Source organism: Phyllobacterium sp. K27 (genome assembly GCF_054796155.1).
Genome location: NZ_CM139240.1, coordinates 154,004 through 178,066 on the forward strand (window position 1 = coordinate 154,004; position 24,063 = coordinate 178,066).

Here is a 24,063-nt window from a genome sequence, read left to right on the forward strand (position 1 = left end):
AACAGCAATCAGCCTGGCGCTTCGCCTGGCTTCTACTTGGCAAAATAATCGGCCTCAGCTGCGATCACCCTCGCCTATTTGTCGTTATGAAACGCGGCGCGGTTCCTGTGCGAACGGGCTTAGCCCCAACCATTGCTGCATGGCGGCGGCAACCGCCGGGTCGCCATCGAATTCGAGGTTACCGGCATTCACTTCGTGGCGAACCTGCGAAAGGCCCATCCAGATTGCCGTCATGCTCTTCAATGAACTGGTGATGAGCAGATCGATGTCATATCCGGGATCGAAACCACACAGATCAACAGACCCAGCCTCAACGACAAGCCAAAAGTTCTGCCGGGCTTGCGGAAGTTCGGGGTACAGAAACTGAATCGTACAACGACGCTGCGGCAATGGTTTGGGATTAAGGTGGCGGCGCATGTCCCACATCAGCAGCGATGGATCAAGATTGCGCAACGAAACCTGAGATTCCACCCAACGTTGACCCCAAAATCCAATCCCCATGATGACAGGGCGCAAATCCTCTCCGGCGGGCGAAAGATGATATTCCAGAACGCCGCCAGCATTTGGCACCGTCACTATGACGCCAGCGCGCTCGAGTTCTTTCAGGCGTTTTGAAAGAAGTGCAGGAGACATGCGCGGCACACCCCTGCGCAAATCATTGAAGCGCGTCGTGCCGCATAAAAGCTCCCGCAAAATCAGCGTTGTCCATCTCGAGCATAATATCTCAGAGGCCATCGACACCGGACAGAACTGGCCGTATCCGCCATGCGTTTCCATGCGTCCCCCTCAGGACTTTGTTTTGCTTGAAGATACTCCAAAAGATCATGCATGGAAACGGACTAGTTCATTTCGTGAACTAGACCAAACCGGTCAATGGGAGGATTTTGCTTTCACTACAAAACAAGAAGGAGGAGAACATTATGAACACCATGGCACCTTTATCATCGGTTGATAACGCCGAAACAAACTCCCGCGCGAGTCCTGCCGCCAAGATTGCCCGCACATTGTCATCCGCTTTCGCCGAGAGCGCCAGCCATATCGATGCGACGGACACATTTGTCGCCGATAATTACAGACTGCTCAAGGAAGCCGGTCTTGTCGAGATCGGCGTACCGCTTGAACTTGGAGGCGGCGGCGCGAATGTCGCGGAACTGGCGGAGATGTTGCGGATTATCGCGCATGCATGCCCTTCGACGGCACTGGCATTTTCCATGCATACACACCAGGTCGCAATTCCCGCATGGCGCTGGCAGCACCAGAAACTGGCGGCCGTAGAACCTCTGCTGAAACGTGTTGCAGCTGAAAAACTGATCCTGCTTTCCAGCGGTGGTTCCGATTGGATCGGCGGCTCTGGCAAGGCCGTCAAAGTCGATGGCGGCTATCGCATCTCTGCGCGAAAGATATTCACCTCAGGCGCCAATGCGGGCAATCTTCTGATGACAGGAGCAATTGTCGAGAATGATGACGGATCACGCAATGTCATCCATTTTGCCGCTCCCATGCAAGCCGAGGGCGTCAGCATCGTGGAAACCTGGAAGGCGATGGGCATGCGCGGCACTGGTTCCAACGATGTAATTTTTGATAATCTCTTTATTGCCGATAGCGGCGTCGCCCTTTCGCGTAAGGCTGGCGAATGGCATCCATTGTTCCAGATCATTTCGACGATCGCCTTTCCGCTTATCTATGCGGTTTATCTGGGCGTTGCCGAAAGCGCGCGCGATATCGCCGTTGGTCTTGCGGGTAAGAAACCCTTGAATGCTCAAAGTTTCAATCTCGCTGGCCGGATGGACACATCGTTGCGTGCCGCGCAACTGGCACATCAGTGGATGGTAAACATTGCTGCACGCAATGCCCCTTCTGCCATAACCGTCAATGAAACCATGATCGGCCGGTCTCTCGTGGCCGAACACGCGATCAAAGCCGTAGAATTGGCGATGGAATTAGCGGGTGGCAGCGGGTTTTACCGGGATAATCGTCTGGAACAGCGTTTCCGCGATATACAGGGCGCGCGCTACCATCCGCTACAGCAGGGCCCGCAGGCCCATTATGCCGGAGCAATGGCTCTCGGCCAGCCTGTGGATCATATTTTTTAAGGCCCGATATTGGTGGCGGCTCAAGCACTGGCCGCCATCCTCTAATCGAACACGATTGCCGGGGCGGTGCGTCCGCCCTTGGCCAGCTTCAACTGGTCCCAAACCTTGGCAGCAATTTCGCGATAAACCTTGGTCTGTGGACCATCCGGATTGCTGATGACCACGGGCGTTCCCGCATCCGACATCTCACGAATTTCCATGACAAGCGGCACTTCGCCAAGGAAAGGCACGCCGAGGCGTTCTGCCTCCTTGCGGGCGCCGCCATGGCCGAAAATATCGTAGCGCGCGCCCGTATCGGGCGCAATGAAGTAGCTCATGTTCTCGACAATTCCGAGCAGCGGCACATCGACCTTTTTAAACATGTTGAGGCCCTTGCGCGCATCGATAAGCGCCAGATCCTGCGGCGTTGAAACGATCACCGCACCGGCAAGCGGCACCTGCTGCGCCATGGTCAATTGCGCATCGCCGGTGCCGGGCGGCATGTCCACCACCAGCACATCAAGATCGCCCCATTGCACCTCGCGCAGCATCTGCGTCAGCGCTGACATGACCATCGGCCCGCGCCAGATCATCGGCGTTTCCTCATCCACGAGGAAGCCTATCGACATGACCTTCAACCCATAGCCTTCCATGGGTTTCAGCACACGGCCAGAGACCACTTCCGGCTTGCCGGAAAGGTGCAAAAGCCGCGGCATGGAAGGCCCGTAAATATCCGCATCGAGAATGCCGACGCGCTGGCCGTTGGCCTGTAAGGCCAAAGCCAAATTGACCGCAGTCGTGGATTTGCCGACCCCGCCCTTGCCGGAAGCCACGGCGATGATTGCGCCAACGCCCGGCACGCCGGATTTGACCGGAGCAGCCGCATGACCATGGCCCGCATGACCGGCAGCGGCAGGAGCCTTGGCCGGAACCCGCTGTGGCGGCACGGCGCCTGCCGGGGCCGGTCTTTGCGCGGGTCTTGGCGCAGGCCCTGCTTGCGGCGCGTCATCGCTTGTCGGGCCGCCGCGCTTTTCTGCGGTCAGCGCAACCACAGCACCCTTCACATCGGGCATAGCCTTGACCACACGTTCGGCGGCGGAGCGAAGCGGCTCCAGCTCCTGCGCACGCTCGGCAGGGACAGTGATCGAAAAGAACACCTTGTTGTCGGCAATGAAAATATCTGAAACCAGACCCAGTTCGACAATATTGCTGTTGAAATCCGGACCGGTCACCGTCTTCAATTGTTCCAGGACCTCAGTCTTCGTCACGTCTGCCATTGCAATTCCATCCCTGTCGTTCTTACATCTCAGATAATGCAGTTGGGCAGAAACGCAAATGGTCATTTGTACGCGGCCTGTCTTTGCTGCACCAGTCTTGCTGCGAGTCACTTTCGCGCAATGTCTATGGGCCACCTATGCCTGGCGATAAGTGAAAACTCTAACCACGCATCATGATTGATGTGAAAAAGCCATAATATGGCGCTCTAGCCAATCCCGCTGTCAGCATTGCACTCGCGTATCCGTCAGGTCAGAAACATGTCTCAACTCCGTTCCCGCTTCCGCAGCCGCGCTCTGAAACTGGTCATCTTCACCATTGTCGGGCTTCTGGTCGTCTGGTTGTTGATGGCGAAGGTGTTTTCCTCCGGCAAAGCACCGGAGCAGAGCGTGTTCACTGCGCCGGTCGCGCTTGGTTCCATTGAAGAAACCGTGCTCGCAACGGGTACTCTGGAGCCGGTGCAGATGGTCAATGTCGGTGCGCAGGTTTCCGGTCAGGTCAAAACCCTTTTTGTCGAATCCGGTCAGCCGGTGAAGGCCGGTGATCGCATTGCCGAGATCGATTCCGTGCCGCAGGAGAATGCCCTTCGTGTCGCCAAGGCAGAGCTGGCAAACAGCCAGGCATTGCGCAAGGTCAAGCAGGTCCAGCTCAAAAAAGCTCAAGCTGCCTATGAACGCCAAACGGCATTGCTTGAACAAAAAGCCGCTTCGCAAATGGCTTTTGACACGGCTGAATCAGACTATTTTGTCTTGCAGGCGGAAATCGCCTCGCTCGGTGCGCAGATCGAACAGGCCGAGGTCAATGTCGAAACGGCAACCGCCAATCTGGGCTATACGCGCATTGTCTCGCCCATTGATGGCACTGTTATTGCTGTTGTCACCAAAGAGGGTCAGACACTCAATTCCACACAAACGACCCCGACCGTCGTCATCGTCGCCAAGCTCGATACAATGAATGTGAAGGTCAAGATTTCCGAAGCCGATGTCTGGCGCACCAAGCCCGGCCAAAAGGTCTGGTTCACCATTATGGGCGATGCGCAAACCCGATATGAAGCCGAACTTCAGCGCATCGACTTTGCTCCGCCATCGATCACAACCGATGCCAAATCCAGCGTCGAGACCGATAGCAGCAAGGGCACGGCAATCTATTATGACGGCTTGCTGACCGTCCCTAATCCGGACCAGCGCTTGCGGACGAAAATGACGGCGCAAGTCCACATCATTATCGGCTCGATCAAGGATAAGCCAATCATTCCCTGGTCGGCGCTTTCTGCCCGGCAACCGGATGGCCGCTATAAGGTCAAGGTCAAACTGGCTGATGGAAAAACCGAAGAAAAGCTCGTCAGGATCGGCTTGACCGACATGATCAAGGCTGAAGTTCTTGAAGGTCTGCAAGTTGGCGATGAGGTGGTGATCGATGGCGGCACCCCGACACCTGACACCAGCAAGACCGCAAGCAGCGAGACACCCTCCTGATGAGTGCAGCTCTGCTCGAAGTCAAACAGCTATCACGTATTTTCGCGGCAGGCAGCGAGGACGTCGTTGCCCTCGACACTATTGATCTGACCATACAAGCGGGAGAATTTGTCGCCATTGTCGGGGCCAGCGGCTCCGGTAAATCGACCCTCATGAATATTCTTGGTTGCCTGGATCAACCGACCAAGGGCAGCTATATCATGGCTGGTCGCGAGACTTCCGGCCTGACAAAAGACGAACTTGCTGAATTGCGGCGCGAACATTTCGGCTTCATCTTCCAGCGTTATCACCTGATGCCGGATCTTGGCGCTATTGGAAATGTCGAAATACCGGCGGTCTATTCCGGCGCTCCAAAGGGTCAGCGCCGGTCGCGCGCTATCGCCATCCTTGAAAGGCTCGGGCTCGGCGACCGTATGGACCATCGACCCAACCAGCTTTCCGGCGGTCAGCAGCAGCGTGTTTCCATCGCGCGGGCATTGATGAATGGCGGTGAAATCATCCTGGCCGATGAACCCACGGGCGCGCTGGACAGCAAGAGCGGCGAAAATGTTCTCGACATTCTCAAAGAGCTTCATGCTGCCGGTCATACGATCATTATCGTGACGCATGATATGGATGTTGCTGGCCATGCGGACAGGATTATTGAAATCAAGGATGGCGCAATTATTGCCGATCAGCGCAAGCCGGACAGGCCGGTTTCCACCACCGCCAAACTGACGCAACAGCCTGCCTCTGCCGGTTGGTTCAGCGGTTTTATGCGCCGCCTGATGGAAGCACTGCCCATGGCACTGCGCTCCATGATCGCGCATCGCACCCGCACTGCCTTGACCATGCTGGGCATTATTGTCGGCATCGCGGCAGTCGTAGCGGTTGTTGGTCTTGGCGAGGGTGGTCAGCGCATGGTGCTGAACGAAATCAGTGGTCTTGGTGCCAGTACGATCAGTATTTTCCCCGGCAAGGATTGGGGCGATGAGAACGCCGCCAAAATCAAAAGCCTTGTCATTGCCGATGCCGAAGCTTTGGGATCGCAACCCTATGTGGACAGTGTAACACCTTCTGTCTCGACGACTGGCAAAGCGCAGTTTGGCAATATCTCTGTCGATGCGACCATCAACGGTGTGGGGGATAATTATTTCCGGGTTGTCCAGCGTAAGATCGTGCAGGGCGGTTTCTTCGATGCACGCAGCCAGGCAATGGGCTTGCAGCAAGCGGTCATCGACGACAATACGAAACAGGCATTGTTCAAGAATGTGGCAAACCCTGTCGGCCAGGTGATTGTGGTGGCTGAAGTTCCGGTTGTCGTCATCGGTGTTGCGGCCAAATCCACTGGTGGCATGGGCGGAGACAAGCGGCTGCAAATCTATATGCCCTATACGAGCCTATTCACCCGCATAAGCGGCGTAGGCAGCCTGAACGAAATCACTTTGCGTGTATCGGATAATGTCGATACGGGGGCCGCCGAAAAAGCCATCGTCGCGCTGCTCGAGCGGCGTCACGGCACCAAGGATTTTTTCATTTTCAACAGTGACCAGATGCGCAAGACCATCGAAAACACGACGAAGATTCTCTCTCTGCTCATGTCCTCCATTGCAGCCATCGCCCTGGTCGTTGGCGGTATCGGCGTCATGAATATCATGCTGGTTTCGGTGACCGAGCGTACAAAGGAAATTGGTTTGCGCATGGCCGTCGGCGCACGCCAGATCGATATCATGCTGCAATTTCTGATTGAGGCCTCTGCTGTGACCGTGACCGGCGCAATTGTCGGTGTCGGTCTGGCCCTGACGATCGGCGCTATTTTCGCACCTGTCGGCAGTTCCTTCCCGATGATCATCTCGGTCAATGCCATCATGGTCGCCTGCGTCACTGCCATCATCGTCGGACTGACCTTCGGCTTCCTGCCCGCCCGAAAAGCCGCGCGTCTCAACCCGATTGATGCCCTCGCACGGGATTAGGGGATAGTGGACAGGGCAATTGAGTCGTCGTCTTTTGGTTTCGGCTAGGTTCGTGCGACATGCGGCATCACAAAAGAGTTGGAGAAAGTCGCAGAAGAATCGGCGATTTTTGCTGAAAAATTGCAATTTCAACGTGCAGTTTGGTTGCTGTTAGTTGCATCCTCTTTGCCGCATGGCTTTTCGTTAAAAGTGCCGCTATGAAAATGTCGGACTGTCTAGCGAGGCGATAATGCGCAAGGTTTGGAACGATTGGCGGATGGCGGTGCGCATGCTTTGCGCATTGGCGCTCGTATTCGTTGCCTTTGCCCATCAGCCGATTTCCGTTGCCTCTGCACAGGAAGACTTGTCTGCCTATACGCTTCCCGACGGTTCATTGCCGGTGCTTTGCCTGACTGATACCGATGCTGAAAAAGACCATCACAAGTCCGCCTGGCATGGCAATGGCTGTGAGGCCTGCCGGCTCGTTTCGTCGGTTATACTGCCCGTCCCGCCTGTGACTTCGGGTAAAAAAGTTGAACCTTTACAGTCACTTGCGATTAAGCGGGAGGCGGCCCTCATTGCGCGGCACGCCTATCCGCCATCCGCTCCGCCGCAAGCTCCCCCTTTCGCCTGATACCAAACGCGCCTTTGGCGCTTGAATATGGCCCTGCTCCGCGGGACCATCTCTTTGGCCGTCAGACGATTGGAATAATTATGGCAGTTCTTGCCGAGGCTGGCAAAAAGCCTAACAATATCAGTGTATCTCTCTATCGCGCCGTGTGGCGCTGGCACTTCTTCGCGGGACTTCTGGTCATTCCGTTCATGATCAATCTTGCCGTCACGGGCGGGCTCTATCTGTTCAAGGACGAGATTGACGATACGGTTTTCGCCTATCGTAATATCGTAGAACCCAAGGGCGAGTCCCTGGCTCCCTCCTTGCTTACTGAGAATGCAAGAGCAGCGGTACCCGGCTCAAAAGTTGTTCGCTACCGGGTTCCCTCCGACCCTTCGCATTCGGTTCGTGTCACTGTTGGCACGTCTGTTGAAAAGACGCTGGTCTTCGTCAACCCCTATAGCGGCGCTATCCTGGGAACTGTTCCTGAAGTGAAGGAGTTTAATCAGGTTGTAAGGCAAATACACAGCCTCAAATATTTCGGCATTGTTTTCAACAAGATGGTGGAAATAGTCGGAGGGCTGGCGCTTATTCTGGTGGTCACGGGTTTCTACCTGTGGTGGCCGCGCCAACAGACCGGCGGCGTTGTCAGCGTACGCGGAACCCCTTCCAAACGCGTGTTCTGGCGAGACCTGCATGCGGTTACCGGCGCATCGGCCGGAGCGTTGATCTTCTTTCTGGCCATCTCCGGCATGCCTTGGTCGAGCTATTGGGGCGGACAGGTCAATGCCGCCCTTTCCAGCGCGGGCATAGGCTATCCGACACGGCTTTGGGATGATGTTCCGGTCTCGACCGTACCAACAAAGGATGTTGTCGACCATGCTGGCTGGACAGTGGAAAATGCCCCTGTACCGAAATCCACACCAAGCCTACCGGGCAAGCGGGTCAATCTTGACCAGATCATTGCTTCCTCCAACGAAGCGGGCATCAATCCCGGCTATGAAGTCTCCTTGCCAACAGGCAAACAGGGCGTCTACACGGCCGCAATTTTCCCGGACGACATTACAAAGCAACGAACAATCCACTATGACCGCTATACGGGTAAGCCTTTGATTGACATCAAGTTTTCCGATTATGGCATTGGCGGAAAAGTCATAGAATTTGGCGTCGGGGTCCATATGGGGCAATATTGGGGACTGGCCAACCAGATCATTATGCTCTTAACCTGTCTTGCCATAGTGCTGACTTCGGTCACGGCCATTGTCATGTGGTGGAAACGCCGCCCATCGGGCCGATTGGGCGTGCCGCCCATGCCTTCGCAAACCAGCATCTTCATTACATTGACAATGGTGATTCTCGGCTTTGGCATAGCTTTTCCGCTTACCGGTTTCGCCATCCTTGCAATGCTTGTTATCGATCAGTTGATCACCCGCATCCCTTCCCCATTAAAACGCGTATTCTCATAACCATTCAAACTGGAGACATCCCATGAATATCCTCTTGCGAATTACCGCACTTGCATTTCTCGCCACATCGCTTTCCTTCGCAGCACAGGCTCATGACCATTCCAAGATGGGGCATGACGGATCTGCGGCCATGTGGGAAAGCGTTATGGAGCCGATAGAAGTTGGAGATCTGACCCTTAGCAATGCGTTCACCCGCGCCACTTTGCCCGGAGCTAAAGTGGGCGGCGGCTATCTCAAGATCACCAATTCCGCCAGTGAACCTGACCGCTTAATTGGGGGTTCGACTCCCGCCGCCGAACGTGTTGAGGTGCACGAGATGAAGATGAACGGCGATATCATGCAGATGCGTCAGTTGAAGGAAGGGCTTGAGATACCCGCTGGCGAAACAGTGGAGCTCTCCCCAGGTGGTTTGCATTTGATGCTGATGAATATCGTAAAGCCGCTGAAGGAAGGTGACATGATCCCGGTCACGCTTGAATTTACCAAGACGGGTAAGATCGAAGTTCAGTTTATGGTCGGCGCAGCAAACGCTGCAAGCATGGAGCACAATTGATGAATATGAGATTGGTTCGCTACGGTCTATGGGCAGGTATTGCAGCTCTTTCGATCTTTCTGGTTCTTACTTACATGAGCGGGCGGCAGGGCAGTACATCCAAATCAGTTGAACTTGGAACCCCATTCAATTTGATCGATCAAAATGGTGCGCCTATTACCGAGGCGGCATTCAAAGGCCACCCAACAGCTCTGTTTTTTGGCTTTACGCATTGTCCTGAGGTTTGCCCGACTACCTTGTTCGAAATGGCCGGGCTGCTGAATAGTTTGGGGGAGGAAGGCAAGGATTTACGCGTTTTCTTCATCTCCGTCGATCCGGAGCGCGACACGCCGGAAGTCATGAAGGGCTATACGGCAGCTTTTACCGACCGGATAACCGGCATTACCGGAAAGCCCGAAGAAGTCGACAAACTGGTCAAGAGCTGGCGCATCTACGCCAAGAAAGTTCCGACGGAGGATGGCGATTACACAATGGATCATACAGCATCCATCATGTTGCTTGACCGCGATTCGCGTCTGAAAAGCACGATCGATTACAAAGAAGACCCGGATGTAGCCTTGAAAAAGCTCAAGCTGCTCGTCGCCGGCTGAATCCCGCCAAAACTGTCCTCTTCCTAAAAATTTGGACGAGGACAGTTCTTCCAAGATTGCCGCTATCAGAACATTTGTATACTAAAAAACTCATAATTTCCTAGAATTATTCTAAGCTATTGATATTTTTGAACGTTTCACACAATTAGCATTTGACATCCGGTTTTTCAGCAGCCTTTATGCAATTGTACAATGAGTACATCCCTTTGATGTCTGGGCCTTGAACCCGTTCGATTGGAGGACCTTATGATCGGTCTTTTTCTGCCACGTAAACGCGTGGTCGCTTTGCTGAAACTTCAGCGCTCGTCGTCTGCCTTGGGTCTCGACAGGCCTCTATGGCAATTATCCGACCTATGCTCCAATGAATCGCTCGCCCCTACCCGCAATGTTCAGCAGGACGGAGGTCGCGATGTTTCCGCGTCTATCTGAAGCACAGAACCATACGGGCAGTTATTTCGACCGGGCTCCAGAAAAACTTGTACTCGAAGGGTATCGCCGCTGGACTGCCGGATTTGAAACCGGCTCCGTCATTGCCTGGGAAATGGCATACGGTCTGTACAGTGAGATTCTCGGTGATCGTAACGGCAATCGCGCCATGTCGGAATTGTCCTATTTCGTTCGCACATTGCGCCATTGTGCCCTATGCCCGTTGAAGACATTTCCCTTTGGTTCCCATCATGTCTGCCGTGAGGAATGCATGACACTGGGGCTTATTGCCGGTCTTCAAAATTGCGACATGGTTGCGGCACGAACATGCCTCAATGCAATGGCATGTCCTTCCCGTCACGAGGAAGTCGAGAACGCTGCAATCACTTTTGCTGAAACGCTCGTAGAGCTGGATCAGGTGCTTCTGCCCATTCCAAAGTCTGCGATCGACGATATTATTTCCCGTCCTGTGCGCGCGAAATATCATTAAAAAAGGGGAGAGATTATGATTATCAGTTCGCGTCGGGAACGACAATTGTCCGTAGTAGCGACAGCGCTGTTGACTGCAGCTATCTTTGTCATGCCCATCAAACTACCAAAGGAAGATACGACGCGCGTCGAACTTATCGGCTACGTCAAAATTGCTGATGCGACACCTGTGAAGCTAACAGTTCGCAAATAACCAGCACGTTCGCAAAAGGCCGGGTTTCGACAAGATCCAGCTATCTTTTTTGCAACGGAACGAATGGAAGCAATCTATAGACGACTATTCCTGTAGACTATAGATATCAGGTAGAGTTTTCTACTTTCGCCATGTAAAAGGAATTCTTTATAACGCCTCATTTTCAGAGGCTCTGCTACCCTTCAGTTTCAATTACACGGAGGCAGGCATGAAGAATTCCCGATTATCGATGGCCTTCACGACCGTTCTCCTTATGGCAACGGTCGCGGCACAGCCAATGTCTGCCGCCTTGGCGGACACCACGCTTTTAAATGTTTCCTACGATCCAACCCGCGAACTCTACAAGAATTTCAACGCGGCCTTTGCAGCCAAGTGGAAAGCTGACACAGGGGAAACTGTTACCATACAGATGTCGCATGGTGGCTCGGGTAAACAGGCGCGTGCGGTAAATGATGGCTTGGGCGCCGATGTTGTAACGCTCGCGCTTGACAGCGATATTTCGGCGATTGTATCGGCCACGAAGAAAATCAATCCCGACTGGCGAGCAGAATATCCTCACAACTCTGCACCCTACACGTCCACGATTGTCTTTCTTGTGCGCAAGGGCAATCCAAAGGGAATCAAGGATTGGGGTGACCTGATCAAGCATGGCGTCGAGGTCATCACGCCAAACCCCAAGACCTCGGGTGGCGCACGCTGGAACTATCTTGCCGCCTGGGCATGGGCGAATGGCGAGTTTGGTGGGGATGAAGCCAAGATCAAGGAATATATCGCAACGCTGTTCCAACATGTTCCTGTGCTCGATACGGGCGCTCGTGGCTCAACCACGACCTTTGCACAGCGCGAACTCGGTGACGTTCTCCTTGCCTGGGAGAATGAAGCCTATCTTTCACTGAACGAGTTTGGTGCCGACAAGTTTGATATTGTTGTGCCTCCGCAGTCCATTCTTGCCGAACCGCCTGTCGCCATTGTTGATGCGAATGTGGATGCCAAGGGAACGAGAAAAGCTGCGGAAGCCTATCTGCAATATCTCTACTCGGAAGAGGGCCAGACACTTGCTGCCAAGCATTTTTATCGCCCGAGCGAGCCAAGCCTCGTTCCCGCAGAGCTTCTGAAGAAACTGCCGGATTTGAAACTGGTGACGATCGATGATCCAATCTTCGGTGGATGGGCCAGGGCACAGCCCTACCACTTCGGGGAAGGCGGGACATTTGACCAGATTTACAAACCGAAGTGATAACAATATGACGTTCAACCGAGTAAAAACAGGTTGGCGGCCAAACCGTGATGGAGTGTCTATATGACTCCACACGGGTTCAAGAGGCCAAGTATCATTCCCGGATTTGGGATGACGCTTGGCTTCACGCTTGCCTACCTTGCACTGATCGTCCTTATTCCCTTGGCGGGCCTCGTGTGGCGCTCTGCCGCTCTGGGTTGGGGTGGCTTCTTCAGTGTTGCCATCGACCCACGTACAGTCAATGCGTTGAAAATCAGCTTTGGCACATCGCTTGTTGCCGCGCTGGTCAATGTCGTCTTTGGCGTTATCGTTGCCTGGGTTCTTGTACGCTACCGCTTTCCAGGCCGCCGCATTATTGATGCCATTGTCGACCTACCTTTCGCCTTGCCAACGGCTGTTGCTGGCATCGCGCTCACTGCGCTCTATGCCAAAAACGGCTGGATCGGAAAATGGCTCGATCCTTTGGGTATCAAGGTGGCATTCACACCGCTGGGTATCGTCATCGCTTTGATTTTCATCGGTCTTCCCTTCGTTGTTCGCACTGTTCAGCCCGTCATGGAAGAAATACGTAAAGAAGTTGAAGAGGCTGCCGCGACGCTTGGGGCGACCCGTTTTCAAACCATAACGCGCGTATTGCTACCCGGTCTGCAACCGGCCATCCTTACCGGCTTTGCACTTGCCTTCGCCCGCGCTGTCGGGGAATACGGGTCTGTGATCTTCATCGCTGGCAACTTGCCCTATGTCTCTGAAATTGCGCCCTTGTTGATTGTTATTCGGCTCGAGGAACTTGACTATGCGGGTGCCACAGCCATTGCGACAATCATGCTTTCCATATCATTTCTCATGCTGCTGGTGATCAATCTTATTCAAGCATGGAGCCGCAGGAGATATGGCTATGGCACATGACATGGTGACATCAAACGAATCTGCCAAGGCATGGCATCCGGCCACGACAGAAAGCCGGACAGCGCGACTTGTTCTTATCGCTATTGCCTTAGGCTTTCTTGGCCTCTTCCTGCTTCTGCCGCTCATTGCCGTTTTTGTCGAAGCTTTTCGTAAAGGTCCGGAAGCCTATTTTGCCGCCTTTGCTGAGGCTGACGCGCTTGCTGCCATACGCTTGACCCTGCTGGTTGCGGCAATTGCAGTGCCGTTGAACCTTGTCTTTGGCGTGGTTGCCGCCTGGGCCATTGCCAAATTCGAATTCAAGGGCAAGGCTTTTTTGACGACACTCATCGACTTGCCATTTTCCGTGTCTCCGGTCATTTCCGGTCTCGTTTACGTTCTGCTCTTTTCATCGCAGAGCGTTCTCGGACCATGGCTGAAATCCCATGGCATAGAGGTACTCTTTGCTGTACCGGGCATCGTGCTTGCAACAGTGTTTGTTACCTTTCCGTTCGTTGCACGTGAGCTGATCCCGCTCATGCAGGATCAGGGAACGACCGATGAGGAGGCCGCATTGTCATTGGGGGCAAATGGATGGCAGACTTTCTCGCATGTCACCCTGCCCAACATCAAATGGGGGTTGCTCTACGGCGTCCTTTTATGCAACGCCCGGGCTATGGGAGAGTTTGGTGCAGTGTCAGTCGTGTCCGGTCACATTCGTGGCCTGACAAATACGGTGCCACTGCATGTGGAAATTCTCTACAATGAATATAACTTTGTCGCTGCTTTCGCAGTGGCTTCACTGCTTGCGCTGCTCGCGCTGGTGACGCTCGTTCTCAAAACTCTGCTGGAGTTTCGATATGGGGCGGAACTTCGCGCTGCTGGCGGACACTAAGGGGAATATTTATGGAAGTTCGAGTGAGTGGTGTACGCAAGGAATTTGAACGGTTTCCGGCGCTGCACGACGTATCATTGAATATAAATTCAGGTGAGCTTATCGCCCTGCTCGGTCCATCCGGATCGGGTAAAACAACACTCCTTCGCCTGATTGCCGGGCTGGAAATCCCGACCGAAGGCAAGGTCTTCTTTGGTGATGAGGATGCCTCTTTAAAGTCCGTGCAGGAGCGCAATGTCGGTTTTGTTTTCCAACACTATGCCTTGTTCCGTCATATGACTGTGATCGATAATGTTGGCTTCGGTTTGAAAGTACGGCCCGGGTCCAGTCGGCCCAACAAGGAGGAAATCCGCCGGCGTTCAACCGAACTTCTCGATCTCGTCCAGCTTTCCGGACTTGAAAAGCGCTATCCGGCGCAGCTTTCCGGCGGGCAACGACAGCGTGTCGCCTTGGCCCGCGCCATGGCTATCGAGCCGCGCGTGCTGCTATTGGATGAGCCATTCGGTGCACTTGACGCCAAGGTTCGCAAGGAATTGCGCCGGTGGCTGCGTGAAATCCATGACAAGACCCAGCATACCACCGTTTTCGTTACGCATGATCAGGATGAGGCACTCGAACTTGCTGACCGTGTTGTCGTGATGAGCCAAGGCAAGATTGAACAGGTCGGCACGCCCGATGAAGTCTATGACCGCCCCAACTCACCCTTCGTTTATGGTTTCATCGGTGAGTCGAGCTCCTTGGAGGTGAGCGTCAAATCAGGGACGCTCCATCTTGGCGATAAGGCACTTGATCTGAAGAGCGAGCAAGCCGACGGAAAAGGTATGCTTTATTTCCGTCCTCACGATGTGGAACTTCTCGATGGCTCTGAAATGCACCTCAATGGGACGGTGATAGCGAGCCGCCGGGTGGGCGCTACGCGTCGTGTCGAACTTGAAATCAACGGAACCGAGAGCCGCGTCGAGATTGAAATCCCGGCTGACCACCCAGCAAAGGTCGGCTCGCCACTTGCATTTCTACCAAAGCACTGGCGCCTATTTGGAAAAGCCACCTAAAAATTCACAGCAAAGCCGGAATTTCCAAGTTCCGGCTTTTTGGTTTGGCGGACAATTTAGCCTTGGGTGTTTTGGAGCCATTTTATTGATTGTTGCCGACTACCCGGCCCACGCACTTAATTCATTATGGCAATCTGACTCATTTTCATCAAAACTGATCGATAACAGACAAAGTGATGATAGCGTCATTGCACTGAACCGATTAGATCATAAAATGCCGTCTCATATTGCAATCTCGAAGATTTTGTTCTTCCAACCGAAACGAAGCAAATGCCCTCATTAAGCTTTTTTCCAGCGTTCGCATCTCAGAAGAAAACCGTCGGTCAGATTTTTTCTGTCCAGCCCAACCCGATCCGGGCACACTATAAGTCAACTGACGATCTGAGGAATCTGGGAGCAAGGATAGCCAAGGGCGAAGATGTCCGTTTGCCTGATTATGAGCCGATGGTTTTCGAGCAGAGAACCGTTGAAAACGCACGGTTGATCTTACATTCCTACCGATCTTCGGACGCCGCTGCCCGTAAAGGCGAAACGATAACCCCGGCCGCACAATGGCTGCTCGACAATTATTACCTTGTTGATCAGAACAGCCAGCAGGTTGAGCGCGATCTGCCCAAGAAGTTTATCAGGCAATTGCCTCCACTCGTCAACCAGACCAACATACCGCGCGTCATGGCGCTTGCGTGGCTCTATGTCGCCCATACGGACAGTCAATTCTCGCTGAACAGTCTCAGCGCAATTGTTGAGGGTTTTCAAACCGTCGAGCCCCTCCATATTGGTGAATTGTGGGCCCTGCCCTCTGCCGTCCGCTTCATTCTGATCGAAAACGCGAGGCGCCTGTCATTGCGTGTCGAGCGTGCACGACGCATGCGTGCCTTTGCAAACAGTGTCGCTGACGAGATTACACTGAACGCAGAAAAAGACACGCTGCCTCAGATGCTGGAACAATATACGACTGCTGCACGTGACAGCACCTTTGCAACGCATCTGCTTTATCGCCTACGCGGCGGCGCAATGCATTCCGGTGCCGCAGTAGCCTGGCTGGAAGAGGTCTTGGAGAAAAACGGCAGCGATGCCGAAGATGCGATCATTCAGGAACACACCCGTCAGTCCACTGGCGGCGTGACAATGGGAAATCTTATTCGCAGCCTGAAAGCTATTGACGACGTTGACTGGATTACATGGTTTGAAACGGTCAGCGGCGTCGACGCCGTGCTGCGTGAAAACTCGAATTTTGACGCGCTCGACTTTCATTCGCGCAATGCTTATCGCGTGGCCATCGAAAAAATCGCCCGTCGTTCCGGCAAGAGCGAGAACGACATTACGCAGGCCGCGCTTGAACTCGCCCGTAAAAGTGCGGAACAGACCGGCGATGAAGGTGGGGTTCCTGAGCAGCGCAAACGCGATGTGGGCTATTATCTTGCCGGGGATGGACGACCCGAGCTTGAGGCCGTTTGCGGTTATACACCGACGCTCATTTTGCGTTGGGTACGTTTTTACCGCAATCTTGGTCTGGGTGGCCTGTGGCTGCCAGCGTCCATCTTCTCGATCGCCATATTGCTGGTGGTCAATTATTGGCTGGTGCGCGCTGGCCTGCCCCGCGATCTCGTTCTGCTGTTTACGATCCTGGCAGTGTTTCCGACCATGGAAACCGCCAACGGCTTTGTGAACTGGATCCTCCCGATGTTTATGCCACCTACACGGCTAATTGGTTTCGAGTACAAAAACGGCTTGCCTTCGGAGGCGAAAACACTGGTAGCCGTGCCCACATTGATCACGTCGCGCGACTCCGTTGATGAACACATCCGCAACCTTGAAGTTCACTACCTGACCAATCCTCGTGGCGAAGTCTATTTCGCACTGCTGACCGATTGGGCCGACAGCAAGGTTGAACAGAGCGACGACGATCTGGATATCCTTGACTACGCTCGCGAAAAAATTACCGCGCTCAACAATCACTACACACAGAGCAATCCACGTTTCTTCCTTCTCCATCGCAAGCGCCTTTTCAATGCTCAGGAAAATCGCTGGATGGGTTGGGAGCGAAAGCGCGGTAAACTGCATGAGCTTAATCTTCTCCTGCGCGGCGACAAGGATACGACCTATTTCCCCTCAAATGAAGTAATCCCTACCGACATAAAGTTTGTGATGACGCTGGATTCGGACACACGCCTCACACCGGACTCGGTCAACCGTCTTGCCGGTAAGCTTAGCCATCCTTTGAACCGTCCGATTTACAGCCAGAAGGCCGGTCGTATTGTAAGCGGTTACGCAATTTTACAACCACGTGTGACGCCCTCGCTGACAACTGGCGATGACGCTTCGTTCCTGCAACGTGTATTTTCTGTCAATCGCGGCATTGATCCCTATGTCTTTGCGGTTTCAGACGTCTATCAGGATGTTGTTGGCGAAGGCACCTTCACTGGCAAAGGTCTTTATGACGTCGATTTCTTCGAACTCGCCCTTGATGGCAAAATTGCTGAAAACACCGTCCTGAGCCACGATTTGCTCGAAGGCGGTTATGCCCGTGCGGCATTGGTCAGCGACGTAGAGGTCGTTGAAGATTATCCTACCGGCTATAATGTCGATATTTCACGTCATCACCGCTGGACCCGTGGTGACTGGCAGTTGTTGCCTTATCTGTTCAGTGCAAAGCAGGGAATTACGGCCGTTACCCGATGGAAAATGGTGGATAATCTGCGTCGTTCACTGACGCCGATTTTCTGGATTGTAGCATCCATCGCAGCTTGGACACTGCTGCCACCTGGCATTGCCGCCTTGTGGCAGTTCTTCATGATTTTCAGCATGTTCATCGTACCAACGATGATCCTTTTCACCAACCTTGTACCGACAGACATGAACCTTTCACTCAAAGGTCATTTCCAAGCTATTTTAACGGACATATTTGCCGGGGCTGCGGATATCGCCCTGCGCATTACCTTTATCGCCAACATGGCTTGCCTGATGGCTGATGCGATTGCGCGTACCTTGTATCGTCTTTTTGTCTCGCGCAAAAATCTTCTGGAATGGCGCGCTGCCGCGCAAGCCAAGACAAGCTCGCCTGACACCTTGCAATATTATACGCGGCTGATGTGGCCGGCAGTCATTGTTGCGCTGGTGGCACTTATCCTGCCGCTCGCCGGACATAGCCGTGCCTGGATACTGGCAGTCCCGTTTGCTGCAATCTGGTTTTTCTCGCCGGTTATTGCATGGCTGGTCAGCCGGTCCGCCAAGCCTTTGGACGATCTGATTGTCCGGTCATCCGACAAGGGTGAATTGCGCCGCTTTGCCCGTCGGACCTGGCACTATTATGATGTTTTTGTCACCAAGGAACAGAACTTCATTCCTCCGGATAATTTCCAGGAGGATCCGTATCCAGTCATCGCGACGCGTACCTCACCAACCAATATCGGTATGTATTTGCTTTCGACTGTTGCTGCACGTGATTTCGGCTGGATCAGCTTCAACGAGACATTGACGCGCATTGGCGACACAATCGATACGCTCGAAAAAATGGAGAAGTATCGTGGTCATCTTTACAACTGGTATGAGACAACGACACTCCGTCCACTGCTGCCACTCTATGTGTCAGCCGTGGATAGCGGTAATCTTGCTGGTCACCTGGTGGCTCTGTCTTCAGCTTTGGAAAAATGGGCTGAAGCGCCATCTGTCTATCTTCAAAGCGAACTCGACGGCATTCTTGATGTCAGTGATATCCTCGAAGAAGCGATTGCCGAAATTCCCGATGACCGCCGCGTTCTTCGGCCTCTTCGCCGCCGCCTTGAAGAGCGTGTGGCCAATTTCCGCCGCGCGATTACAACGATCAAGGAAGAGCCTGAGACAGCATCGCTACGGACAATCAATCTTTCCCTGTTCGCGGGCGATATTCAACGCCTGACCGAGGAGTTGCATGGCGAACTCGAGACCCCGATAAGTCTCGACGCAAATGAGTGGGCATTGCTTTTGGTCAAGACCTGCCAGGGTCACACCGACGATGCCATGGGTGGTCACGAAAGCACAGATGTTTTGCGTGAAAGGCTTGTTTCCCTCGCCACGCGTGCCCGTCAACTGGCCTTCGACACTGATTTCACCTTCCTTGAGCGGAAGGAGCGCCGCTTGCTGTCCATCGGTTTCCGGGTCGAGACCAATGAACTTGACGCAAGTTGCTATGATCTTCTGGCATCCGAAGCGCGGCTGGCCAGTCTTTTCGCCATTGCAAAAGGCGATATACCTGTTGATCATTGGTTCAAGCTCGGGCGATTGCTGGTGCCAGTAGGCTGGCGTGGAGCACTTATCTCCTGGTCCGGCTCGATGTTTGAATATCTGATGCCGCCACTCGTCATGATAGAGCCCCTCGGCTCAATGCTTGATCAGACCAACAAGCTGATCGTCCAGCGCCAGATCGACTATGGTGAATCCAAGGGACTGCCTTGGGGTATTTCGGAAGCCGCTTACAATGCGCGCGATCCGGAAATGAACTATCAGTACACCAATTTCGGTGTGCCGACGCTCGGCTTGAAACGCGGCCTGTCCAAGAACTATGTGGTTGCCCCTTATGCAAGCATTATGGCAAGCCAATATCAGCCAGCGGCAGCCGTGCAGAACCTGAACCGTCTGCGCAAGATGGGAGCACTCGGAAAATACGGCTTCTATGATGCCGTTGATTTCACCAAATCGCGCGTTCGCGAAGATGAAGAATATGCAATCGTGCGAAACTACATGGCCCATCATCACGGCATGTCGATCGTAGCGGTCAATAACGTGGTCTTCGAGGGCCGCATGCGGGAACGCTTCCATGCCGATCCCGTTATCGAAGCCGCAGAGCTTTTGTTGCAGGAAAAGGCGCCGCGCGAAATACCGGTATTGCAGGCCAAGGCCGACAACCCCATGCGTAAAGCTGTCGAAAGTTCGGAAGAACCGGCATCAATCCGTTATATTCCGAATCCAATGACTGCATCCCGCGCGACCCAGATGATGTCGAATGGACATTACTCTGTGATGGTTACGGCGAACGGCGGCGGGTACAGCCGCTGGAACGGCTTGGCAATCACCCGATTCCAACCCGACCCCATTGAGAGCGGATATGGTACGTTCCTTTTCCTGCGTGACATGGAAAACGGAGAATGGTGGTCCGCCACGAGCGATCCGGTTCGGCAGGCCGGGGAGAAGAGCACGACAATTTTCACCGATTACAAGGCGGAGTTTATTAAAGAGACGGGTACTATCCACTCTACGGTGGAAACCATTGTGGCCTCGGATTCCGATGGCGAAGGACGCCGTATCGTCATTACCAATACAGGCACAAAGGACCGTATTATCGAGGTCACGTCCTATGCCGAATTGGTCCTGACCAATGATGACACCGACACTGCTCATCCGGCTTTCGCAAAAATGTTCGTAGAAACCGAGATTGACGAGCGCGGCGATGCCATTTATGCAACCCGCCGCAAACGCGGTGCTGACGATCCTGACATTCATGTTGCCCACGTCGTCAGCGATGGTTCGGGAGCGATGCGTGAAGTACAGGTTGAAACCGACCGCCGCGCATTTATTGGGCGGGGACGCTCCCTCCACAATCCTGCAGCCTTCGACGAAGGTGTTACTCTGAGCGGCAGTCACGGGTTCGTTTTGGACCCCATCGCCTCTCTGCGTTGCCGTGTGCGGGTTCCGGCCCACAAGAAAGTCACACTGGTATTCTGGACACTCGTAAGACCCGATCGCAAGGAGCTTGAAGAAGTGGTCGCCCGCTTCCGTCATCCGGATTGCTTTGCCCGCGAGTTCTCACTCTCCTGGACGAGGTCTCAGGTTCGTCTGCATCATATCGGTATCAACCCTGACGAAGCGGCGGTCTTCCAGCGCGTAGCGACAAATCTGATTTACCCGGAGAAATCCTTGCGGTTGCCCTCCAGCAGCATTGCCAGTGGACTAGGCAGTCAATCCGAGCTCTGGCCAATGTCGATTTCAGGCGATTTTCCGATCCTTGCACTGCGCATCGACGACGAAGCTGATATGGAAACGCTGAGAAATATTCTCAAGGCGCAGGAATATTGGCGGGCAAAGGGACTGGTGGTTGATGTCGTTGTCATCAACGAACGCTCATTCTCCTACGCGCAGGATTTCCAGCGCGGATTGGAAGCGATCTGCGAGAACAGCCGTGCACGCGGCGGGCAATATGGGCCCCGCGTTCACATCTTCACTGTCCGTAAGGATCAGATGAGTGATGCCAGCTACAATACGCTTCTGGCCTCGGCCCGCATCGTGCTGCACGCTCAGAACGGCTCGCTCTCCGAGCAGCTAAACCGTGTTACGGATCTGAATGCCGAAGCGCTCCCAGCCTCCGATATCAAGAGTAGAGCGTTGATCGAGAACGATACTGATGATCTGCGTGGAGTTGTTCCGGCACCCAGCCAGCTATTGAGCCAGGCATCAGCTAAGACATCGGGAGATGGTCTGCAATTCTGGAATGGCTTTGGCGGGTTCGATATGGCGAGCGGCGAATATGTCGTGCGTCTGGCTGGACTCACCTGCACCCCTCAGCCATGGATCAATGTAATTTCCAATCCCGGCTTCGGCTTCCATGTATCGGCGGAAGGCGCGGGCTTTACCTGGTCGGGCAACAGCCGCGACTATCAGTTGACTCAATGGTCGAATGATCCCGTAATCAACCGTTCCGGTGAAGCGATCTACATTGTGGACCTCGACAAGAATGTAGCATTCGCGCCAACGGCGTCAGTTTTGCGGGACCCATCAGTTCTATATGAAACACGCCATGGACAAGGTTATTCAACCTTCCTTTCGAAACACGGCGATGTCGGACTTGAACTGACACATACGATCGATCCGGCCCGGCCGGTAAGGGTTTCCCGCCTGAAAATTACAAATCATGGCGGTTCATCCAAACAGCTTCGTGCCTATGGTTTTGTTGAGTGGATGCTTGGCAATGTTCGTGCGAAAACCGCCCCGTTCATCGTGCCGTCTTACGATTCCGAAAAAGGCGTTCTGTTTGCCCGAAATCCGTATGGCGTCGAACGGCGCAACCAGATGGCTTTCTTTGCAAGCAGCGTGAAGCCGCAATCCATTACGGCCGACCGCACCGAGTTCTTCGGGAATCTTGGCTCGGTGGAACGCCCCGCGGCTGTGCTTCAGGCAAAATCATTGTCCAATCTCGTTGAGGCTGGCGGTGATCCTTGTGCCGCCCTGGCGGTGGATGTTGCGCTTGCTCCCGGCGAGACCAGGGAAGTGCTTTTTTATATGGGCGATACAGGGAATGCTGACGATGCTGGCAAGATCCTTGCTGAGCATGCATCGCGTACGTTCGAAGAAACACTGTCGGCTTCCAAAGCAGTCTGGGCCGATTTCCTCGACGGGCTGCAGGTCGAAACACCTGATGACGCTTTCGACGTTATGGTCAATCGATGGCTGCCATATCAGAGCCTGGCGTGCCGCATCTGGGCGCGCTCTGCTTTTTATCAAGCCAGTGGCGCTTTTGGATTCCGCGATCAGTTGCAAGATACCTTGTCCATGCTCATCCTCGATCCAGCGCTTGCCCGCAAGCAAATCCTGAATGTCTCAGCGCGACAATTCAAGGAAGGTGATGTCCAGCATTGGTGGCTTCCCACGACTGGAGCCGGCGTGCGGACAAAGATTTCCGACGATGTGGTTTGGCTTGGCTATGCAATCGCCCATTACACGTCTGTGACAGGCGATATGAGCGTTCTTGACGAACAGGTAGCTTTCATCGAAGGACGCGCCCTGGAAGACGCTGAGCATGATGCCTTCTATCAGCCGACAATTTCAACAGAGATTGTCAGCGTTTATGAGCACGCCGCCAGAGCACTCGATCTTGCGGTTGCCCGCACAGGCACCAAAGGTATGCCATTGATGCTAACCGGCGACTGGAACGACGGAATGAACCGTGTCGGTGAAGAGGGCAAGGGCGAAAGCATCTGGCTTGGTTGGTTCCTGATCAGCACCTTGCGTGATATGTTGCCTATCGCTGAACGCTACAAGGATGCGGAACGCGTAAAACGCTGGCAAGCACATATAGACAGCGTAAGGACATCATTGGAAGCGAATGGTTGGGACGGCGAATGGTATCGCCGCGGCTATTTCGATGATGGCTCGCCTTTGGGTTCAAAGACGAGTGAAGAGTGCCAGATTGACTCTATCGCCCAGTCCTGGAGCGTAATTTCCGGTTACGGCGACCTTGACCGCGCTAAGCAGGCAATGAATTCTGTCGCTACGCACCTGGTCGACGACGATGCACAGATCATCAAACTGTTTACGCCTCCATTCAACAAATCGCGCCACGATCCGGGTTACATCAAAAGCTATCCGATCGGTGTACGCGAAAATGGTGGGCAATATACGCACGCGGCAACCTGGGCGATTCTGGCGATGGCCAAACTTGGCAATGCAGATGAAGCTTACCGCTGGTTCAGCATGGTTAATCCGGTCAATCACGCCCTCGATGCTGATAAGGCCGAGTCCTATCGTGTCGAACCCTATGTTGTGGCAGCGGATGTTTACTCTGTTGATCCTATGCGTGGTCGCGGCGGCTGGACATGGTATACGGGCTCTGCTGGCTGGATGTATCGGGTTGCAACGGAAGGCATTCTGGGTATTACCCGGAAAGCCGACAGATTGTTCGTTGATCCGGCCCTACCCTCCAAATGGAGCGGCTTCAGTTTTGTGTTGCGCAACGGCGATGCCACATATTCAGTGGAGGTCAAACCACTGGCACGTGGAACCAAGAAGGTCACTGTTAATGGCAAGAAGCTGATGAAACCAGAAGGTGGTATCCCTATGGAGAAGTCGGGCGAACACAAGGTCACTGTTGAAGTGCCCAGATGAACTAATCCTTCATTTGTATAGTGGAACCATTAAAATCGCCGCCAATGGAATTTATTGGCGG

The 24,063-nt window shown here is 53.8% G+C and carries 18 protein-coding genes; 16 read left to right on the forward strand and 2 right to left on the reverse strand.

Translation table 11 applies throughout. From position 1 onward, the window contains the following. Positions 1-84 precede the first annotated feature (84 nt). On the reverse strand, positions 85-735 hold the full coding sequence (locus ACYJL1_RS00780) for a winged helix-turn-helix transcriptional regulator (protein ID WP_460897888.1): 651 nt from the start codon (positions 733-735) through the stop codon (positions 85-87). On the opposite strand from ACYJL1_RS00780, the gene ACYJL1_RS00785 reads away from it, so the two are divergent. Next, positions 632-952 (forward strand): hypothetical protein, encoded by a 321-nt coding sequence (locus ACYJL1_RS00785; RefSeq protein WP_460898101.1) that lies wholly within the window; start codon positions 632-634, stop codon positions 950-952. The genes ACYJL1_RS00780 and ACYJL1_RS00785 overlap by 104 nt on opposite strands. Then, a complete protein-coding gene (locus ACYJL1_RS00790) occupies positions 930-2,093 on the forward strand; it encodes an acyl-CoA dehydrogenase family protein (RefSeq protein ID WP_460897889.1) in 1,164 nt (387 codons plus the stop codon). Before ACYJL1_RS00785 ends, ACYJL1_RS00790 begins: the two co-directional genes overlap by 23 nt. Positions 2,094-2,134: 41 nt before the next feature. Here ACYJL1_RS00790 and ACYJL1_RS00795 read toward each other — a convergent pair whose 3' ends face one another. After that, positions 2,135-3,349, reverse strand: a complete 1,215-nt coding sequence (locus tag ACYJL1_RS00795; protein WP_460896579.1) for an Mrp/NBP35 family ATP-binding protein — start codon at positions 3,347-3,349, stop codon at positions 2,135-2,137. Between the two features lie 258 nt (positions 3,350-3,607). Between ACYJL1_RS00795 and ACYJL1_RS00800 the strand changes: the two genes are divergently transcribed. From ACYJL1_RS00800 to ACYJL1_RS00865, 14 genes are all read left to right on the forward strand, one after another. Then, complete coding sequence (locus ACYJL1_RS00800; protein ID WP_460896580.1) at positions 3,608-4,822, forward strand: efflux RND transporter periplasmic adaptor subunit; 1,215 nt, start codon at positions 3,608-3,610, stop codon at positions 4,820-4,822. Continuing rightward, the gene (locus ACYJL1_RS00805) at positions 4,822-6,774 is read left to right on the forward strand and encodes a MacB family efflux pump subunit (RefSeq protein WP_460896581.1); all 1,953 of its coding nucleotides are present in this window, start codon (positions 4,822-4,824) and stop codon (positions 6,772-6,774) included. Before ACYJL1_RS00800 ends, ACYJL1_RS00805 begins: the two co-directional genes overlap by 1 nt. 229 nt (positions 6,775-7,003) lie before the next feature. Next, positions 7,004-7,387 carry a hypothetical protein gene (locus ACYJL1_RS00810; protein ID WP_460896582.1) on the forward strand — a complete coding sequence of 128 codons (384 nt, stop codon included), beginning with the start codon at positions 7,004-7,006 and terminating at the stop codon, positions 7,385-7,387. Positions 7,388-7,467: 80 nt separating this feature from the next. Continuing rightward, entirely contained in the window at positions 7,468-8,832 is a 1,365-nt protein-coding gene (locus ACYJL1_RS00815) for a PepSY-associated TM helix domain-containing protein (RefSeq protein WP_460896583.1), read from the forward strand. Between the two features lie 22 nt (positions 8,833-8,854). After that, on the forward strand, positions 8,855-9,385 hold the full coding sequence (locus ACYJL1_RS00820) for a copper chaperone PCu(A)C (protein ID WP_460896584.1): 531 nt from the start codon (positions 8,855-8,857) through the stop codon (positions 9,383-9,385). Beyond that, positions 9,385-9,975: an SCO family protein gene (locus ACYJL1_RS00825; RefSeq protein WP_460896585.1), complete on the forward strand. Its 591-nt coding sequence runs from the start codon at positions 9,385-9,387 to the stop codon at positions 9,973-9,975. The genes ACYJL1_RS00820 and ACYJL1_RS00825 overlap by 1 nt, the downstream gene beginning before the upstream one ends. A 246-nt stretch (positions 9,976-10,221) precedes the next feature. Continuing rightward, positions 10,222-10,404, forward strand: coding sequence for a hypothetical protein (locus tag ACYJL1_RS00830; protein WP_460896586.1), 183 nt, complete (start codon positions 10,222-10,224; stop codon positions 10,402-10,404). After that, the gene (locus ACYJL1_RS00835; RefSeq protein WP_460896587.1) at positions 10,385-10,891 is read left to right on the forward strand and encodes a hypothetical protein; all 507 of its coding nucleotides are present in this window, start codon (positions 10,385-10,387) and stop codon (positions 10,889-10,891) included. The genes ACYJL1_RS00830 and ACYJL1_RS00835 overlap by 20 nt, the downstream gene beginning before the upstream one ends. A gap of 15 nt (positions 10,892-10,906) precedes the next feature. Continuing rightward, positions 10,907-11,083, forward strand: coding sequence for a hypothetical protein (locus ACYJL1_RS00840; RefSeq protein WP_460896588.1), 177 nt, complete (start codon positions 10,907-10,909; stop codon positions 11,081-11,083). Between the two features lie 253 nt (positions 11,084-11,336). Next, positions 11,337-12,320 (forward strand): sulfate ABC transporter substrate-binding protein, encoded by a 984-nt coding sequence (locus tag ACYJL1_RS00845; protein WP_460897890.1) that lies wholly within the window; start codon positions 11,337-11,339, stop codon positions 12,318-12,320. A gap of 63 nt (positions 12,321-12,383) precedes the next feature. Beyond that, on the forward strand, positions 12,384-13,226 hold the full coding sequence (gene cysT, locus ACYJL1_RS00850; RefSeq protein ID WP_460896589.1) for a sulfate ABC transporter permease subunit CysT: 843 nt from the start codon (positions 12,384-12,386) through the stop codon (positions 13,224-13,226). Beyond that, complete coding sequence (gene cysW / locus ACYJL1_RS00855; RefSeq protein ID WP_460896590.1) at positions 13,210-14,097, forward strand: sulfate ABC transporter permease subunit CysW; 888 nt, start codon at positions 13,210-13,212, stop codon at positions 14,095-14,097. The genes cysT and cysW overlap by 17 nt, the downstream gene beginning before the upstream one ends. A gap of 11 nt (positions 14,098-14,108) precedes the next feature. Further along, complete coding sequence (locus tag ACYJL1_RS00860; RefSeq protein WP_460896591.1) at positions 14,109-15,149, forward strand: sulfate/molybdate ABC transporter ATP-binding protein; 1,041 nt, start codon at positions 14,109-14,111, stop codon at positions 15,147-15,149. A gap of 270 nt (positions 15,150-15,419) precedes the next feature. Next, positions 15,420-24,002, forward strand: a complete 8,583-nt coding sequence (locus ACYJL1_RS00865) for a GH36-type glycosyl hydrolase domain-containing protein (protein WP_460896592.1) — start codon at positions 15,420-15,422, stop codon at positions 24,000-24,002. Positions 24,003-24,063: the final 61 nt, after the last annotated feature.

Bases quoted from the DNA above. Each gene is read 5' to 3' on its own strand.
- ACYJL1_RS00820 (WP_460896584.1), top strand. From the start codon at position 8,855: ATGAATATCCTCTTGCGAATTACCGCACTTGCATTTCTCGCCACATCG.
- ACYJL1_RS00825 (WP_460896585.1), top strand. From the start codon at position 9,385: ATGAATATGAGATTGGTTCGCTACGGTCTATGGGCAGGTATTGCAGCT.
- ACYJL1_RS00790 (WP_460897889.1), top strand. From the start codon at position 930: ATGGCACCTTTATCATCGGTTGATAACGCCGAAACAAACTCCCGCGCG.
- ACYJL1_RS00815 (WP_460896583.1), top strand. From the start codon at position 7,468: ATGGCAGTTCTTGCCGAGGCTGGCAAAAAGCCTAACAATATCAGTGTA.
- ACYJL1_RS00810 (WP_460896582.1), top strand. From the start codon at position 7,004: ATGCGCAAGGTTTGGAACGATTGGCGGATGGCGGTGCGCATGCTTTGC.
- cysW (WP_460896590.1), top strand. From the start codon at position 13,210: ATGGCTATGGCACATGACATGGTGACATCAAACGAATCTGCCAAGGCA.
- ACYJL1_RS00795 (WP_460896579.1), bottom strand. From the start codon at position 3,349: ATGGCAGACGTGACGAAGACTGAGGTCCTGGAACAATTGAAGACGGTG.
- ACYJL1_RS00860 (WP_460896591.1), top strand. From the start codon at position 14,109: ATGGAAGTTCGAGTGAGTGGTGTACGCAAGGAATTTGAACGGTTTCCG.
- ACYJL1_RS00785 (WP_460898101.1), top strand. From the start codon at position 632: ATGCGCGGCACACCCCTGCGCAAATCATTGAAGCGCGTCGTGCCGCAT.
- ACYJL1_RS00800 (WP_460896580.1), top strand. From the start codon at position 3,608: ATGTCTCAACTCCGTTCCCGCTTCCGCAGCCGCGCTCTGAAACTGGTC.
- ACYJL1_RS00780 (WP_460897888.1), bottom strand. From the start codon at position 735: ATGGCCTCTGAGATATTATGCTCGAGATGGACAACGCTGATTTTGCGG.
- ACYJL1_RS00840 (WP_460896588.1), top strand. From the start codon at position 10,907: ATGATTATCAGTTCGCGTCGGGAACGACAATTGTCCGTAGTAGCGACA.
- cysT (WP_460896589.1), top strand. From the start codon at position 12,384: ATGACTCCACACGGGTTCAAGAGGCCAAGTATCATTCCCGGATTTGGG.
- ACYJL1_RS00805 (WP_460896581.1), top strand. From the start codon at position 4,822: ATGAGTGCAGCTCTGCTCGAAGTCAAACAGCTATCACGTATTTTCGCG.
- ACYJL1_RS00835 (WP_460896587.1), top strand. From the start codon at position 10,385: ATGTTTCCGCGTCTATCTGAAGCACAGAACCATACGGGCAGTTATTTC.
- ACYJL1_RS00845 (WP_460897890.1), top strand. From the start codon at position 11,337: ATGGCAACGGTCGCGGCACAGCCAATGTCTGCCGCCTTGGCGGACACC.
- ACYJL1_RS00830 (WP_460896586.1), top strand. From the start codon at position 10,222: ATGATCGGTCTTTTTCTGCCACGTAAACGCGTGGTCGCTTTGCTGAAA.
- ACYJL1_RS00865 (WP_460896592.1), top strand. From the start codon at position 15,420: ATGCCCTCATTAAGCTTTTTTCCAGCGTTCGCATCTCAGAAGAAAACC.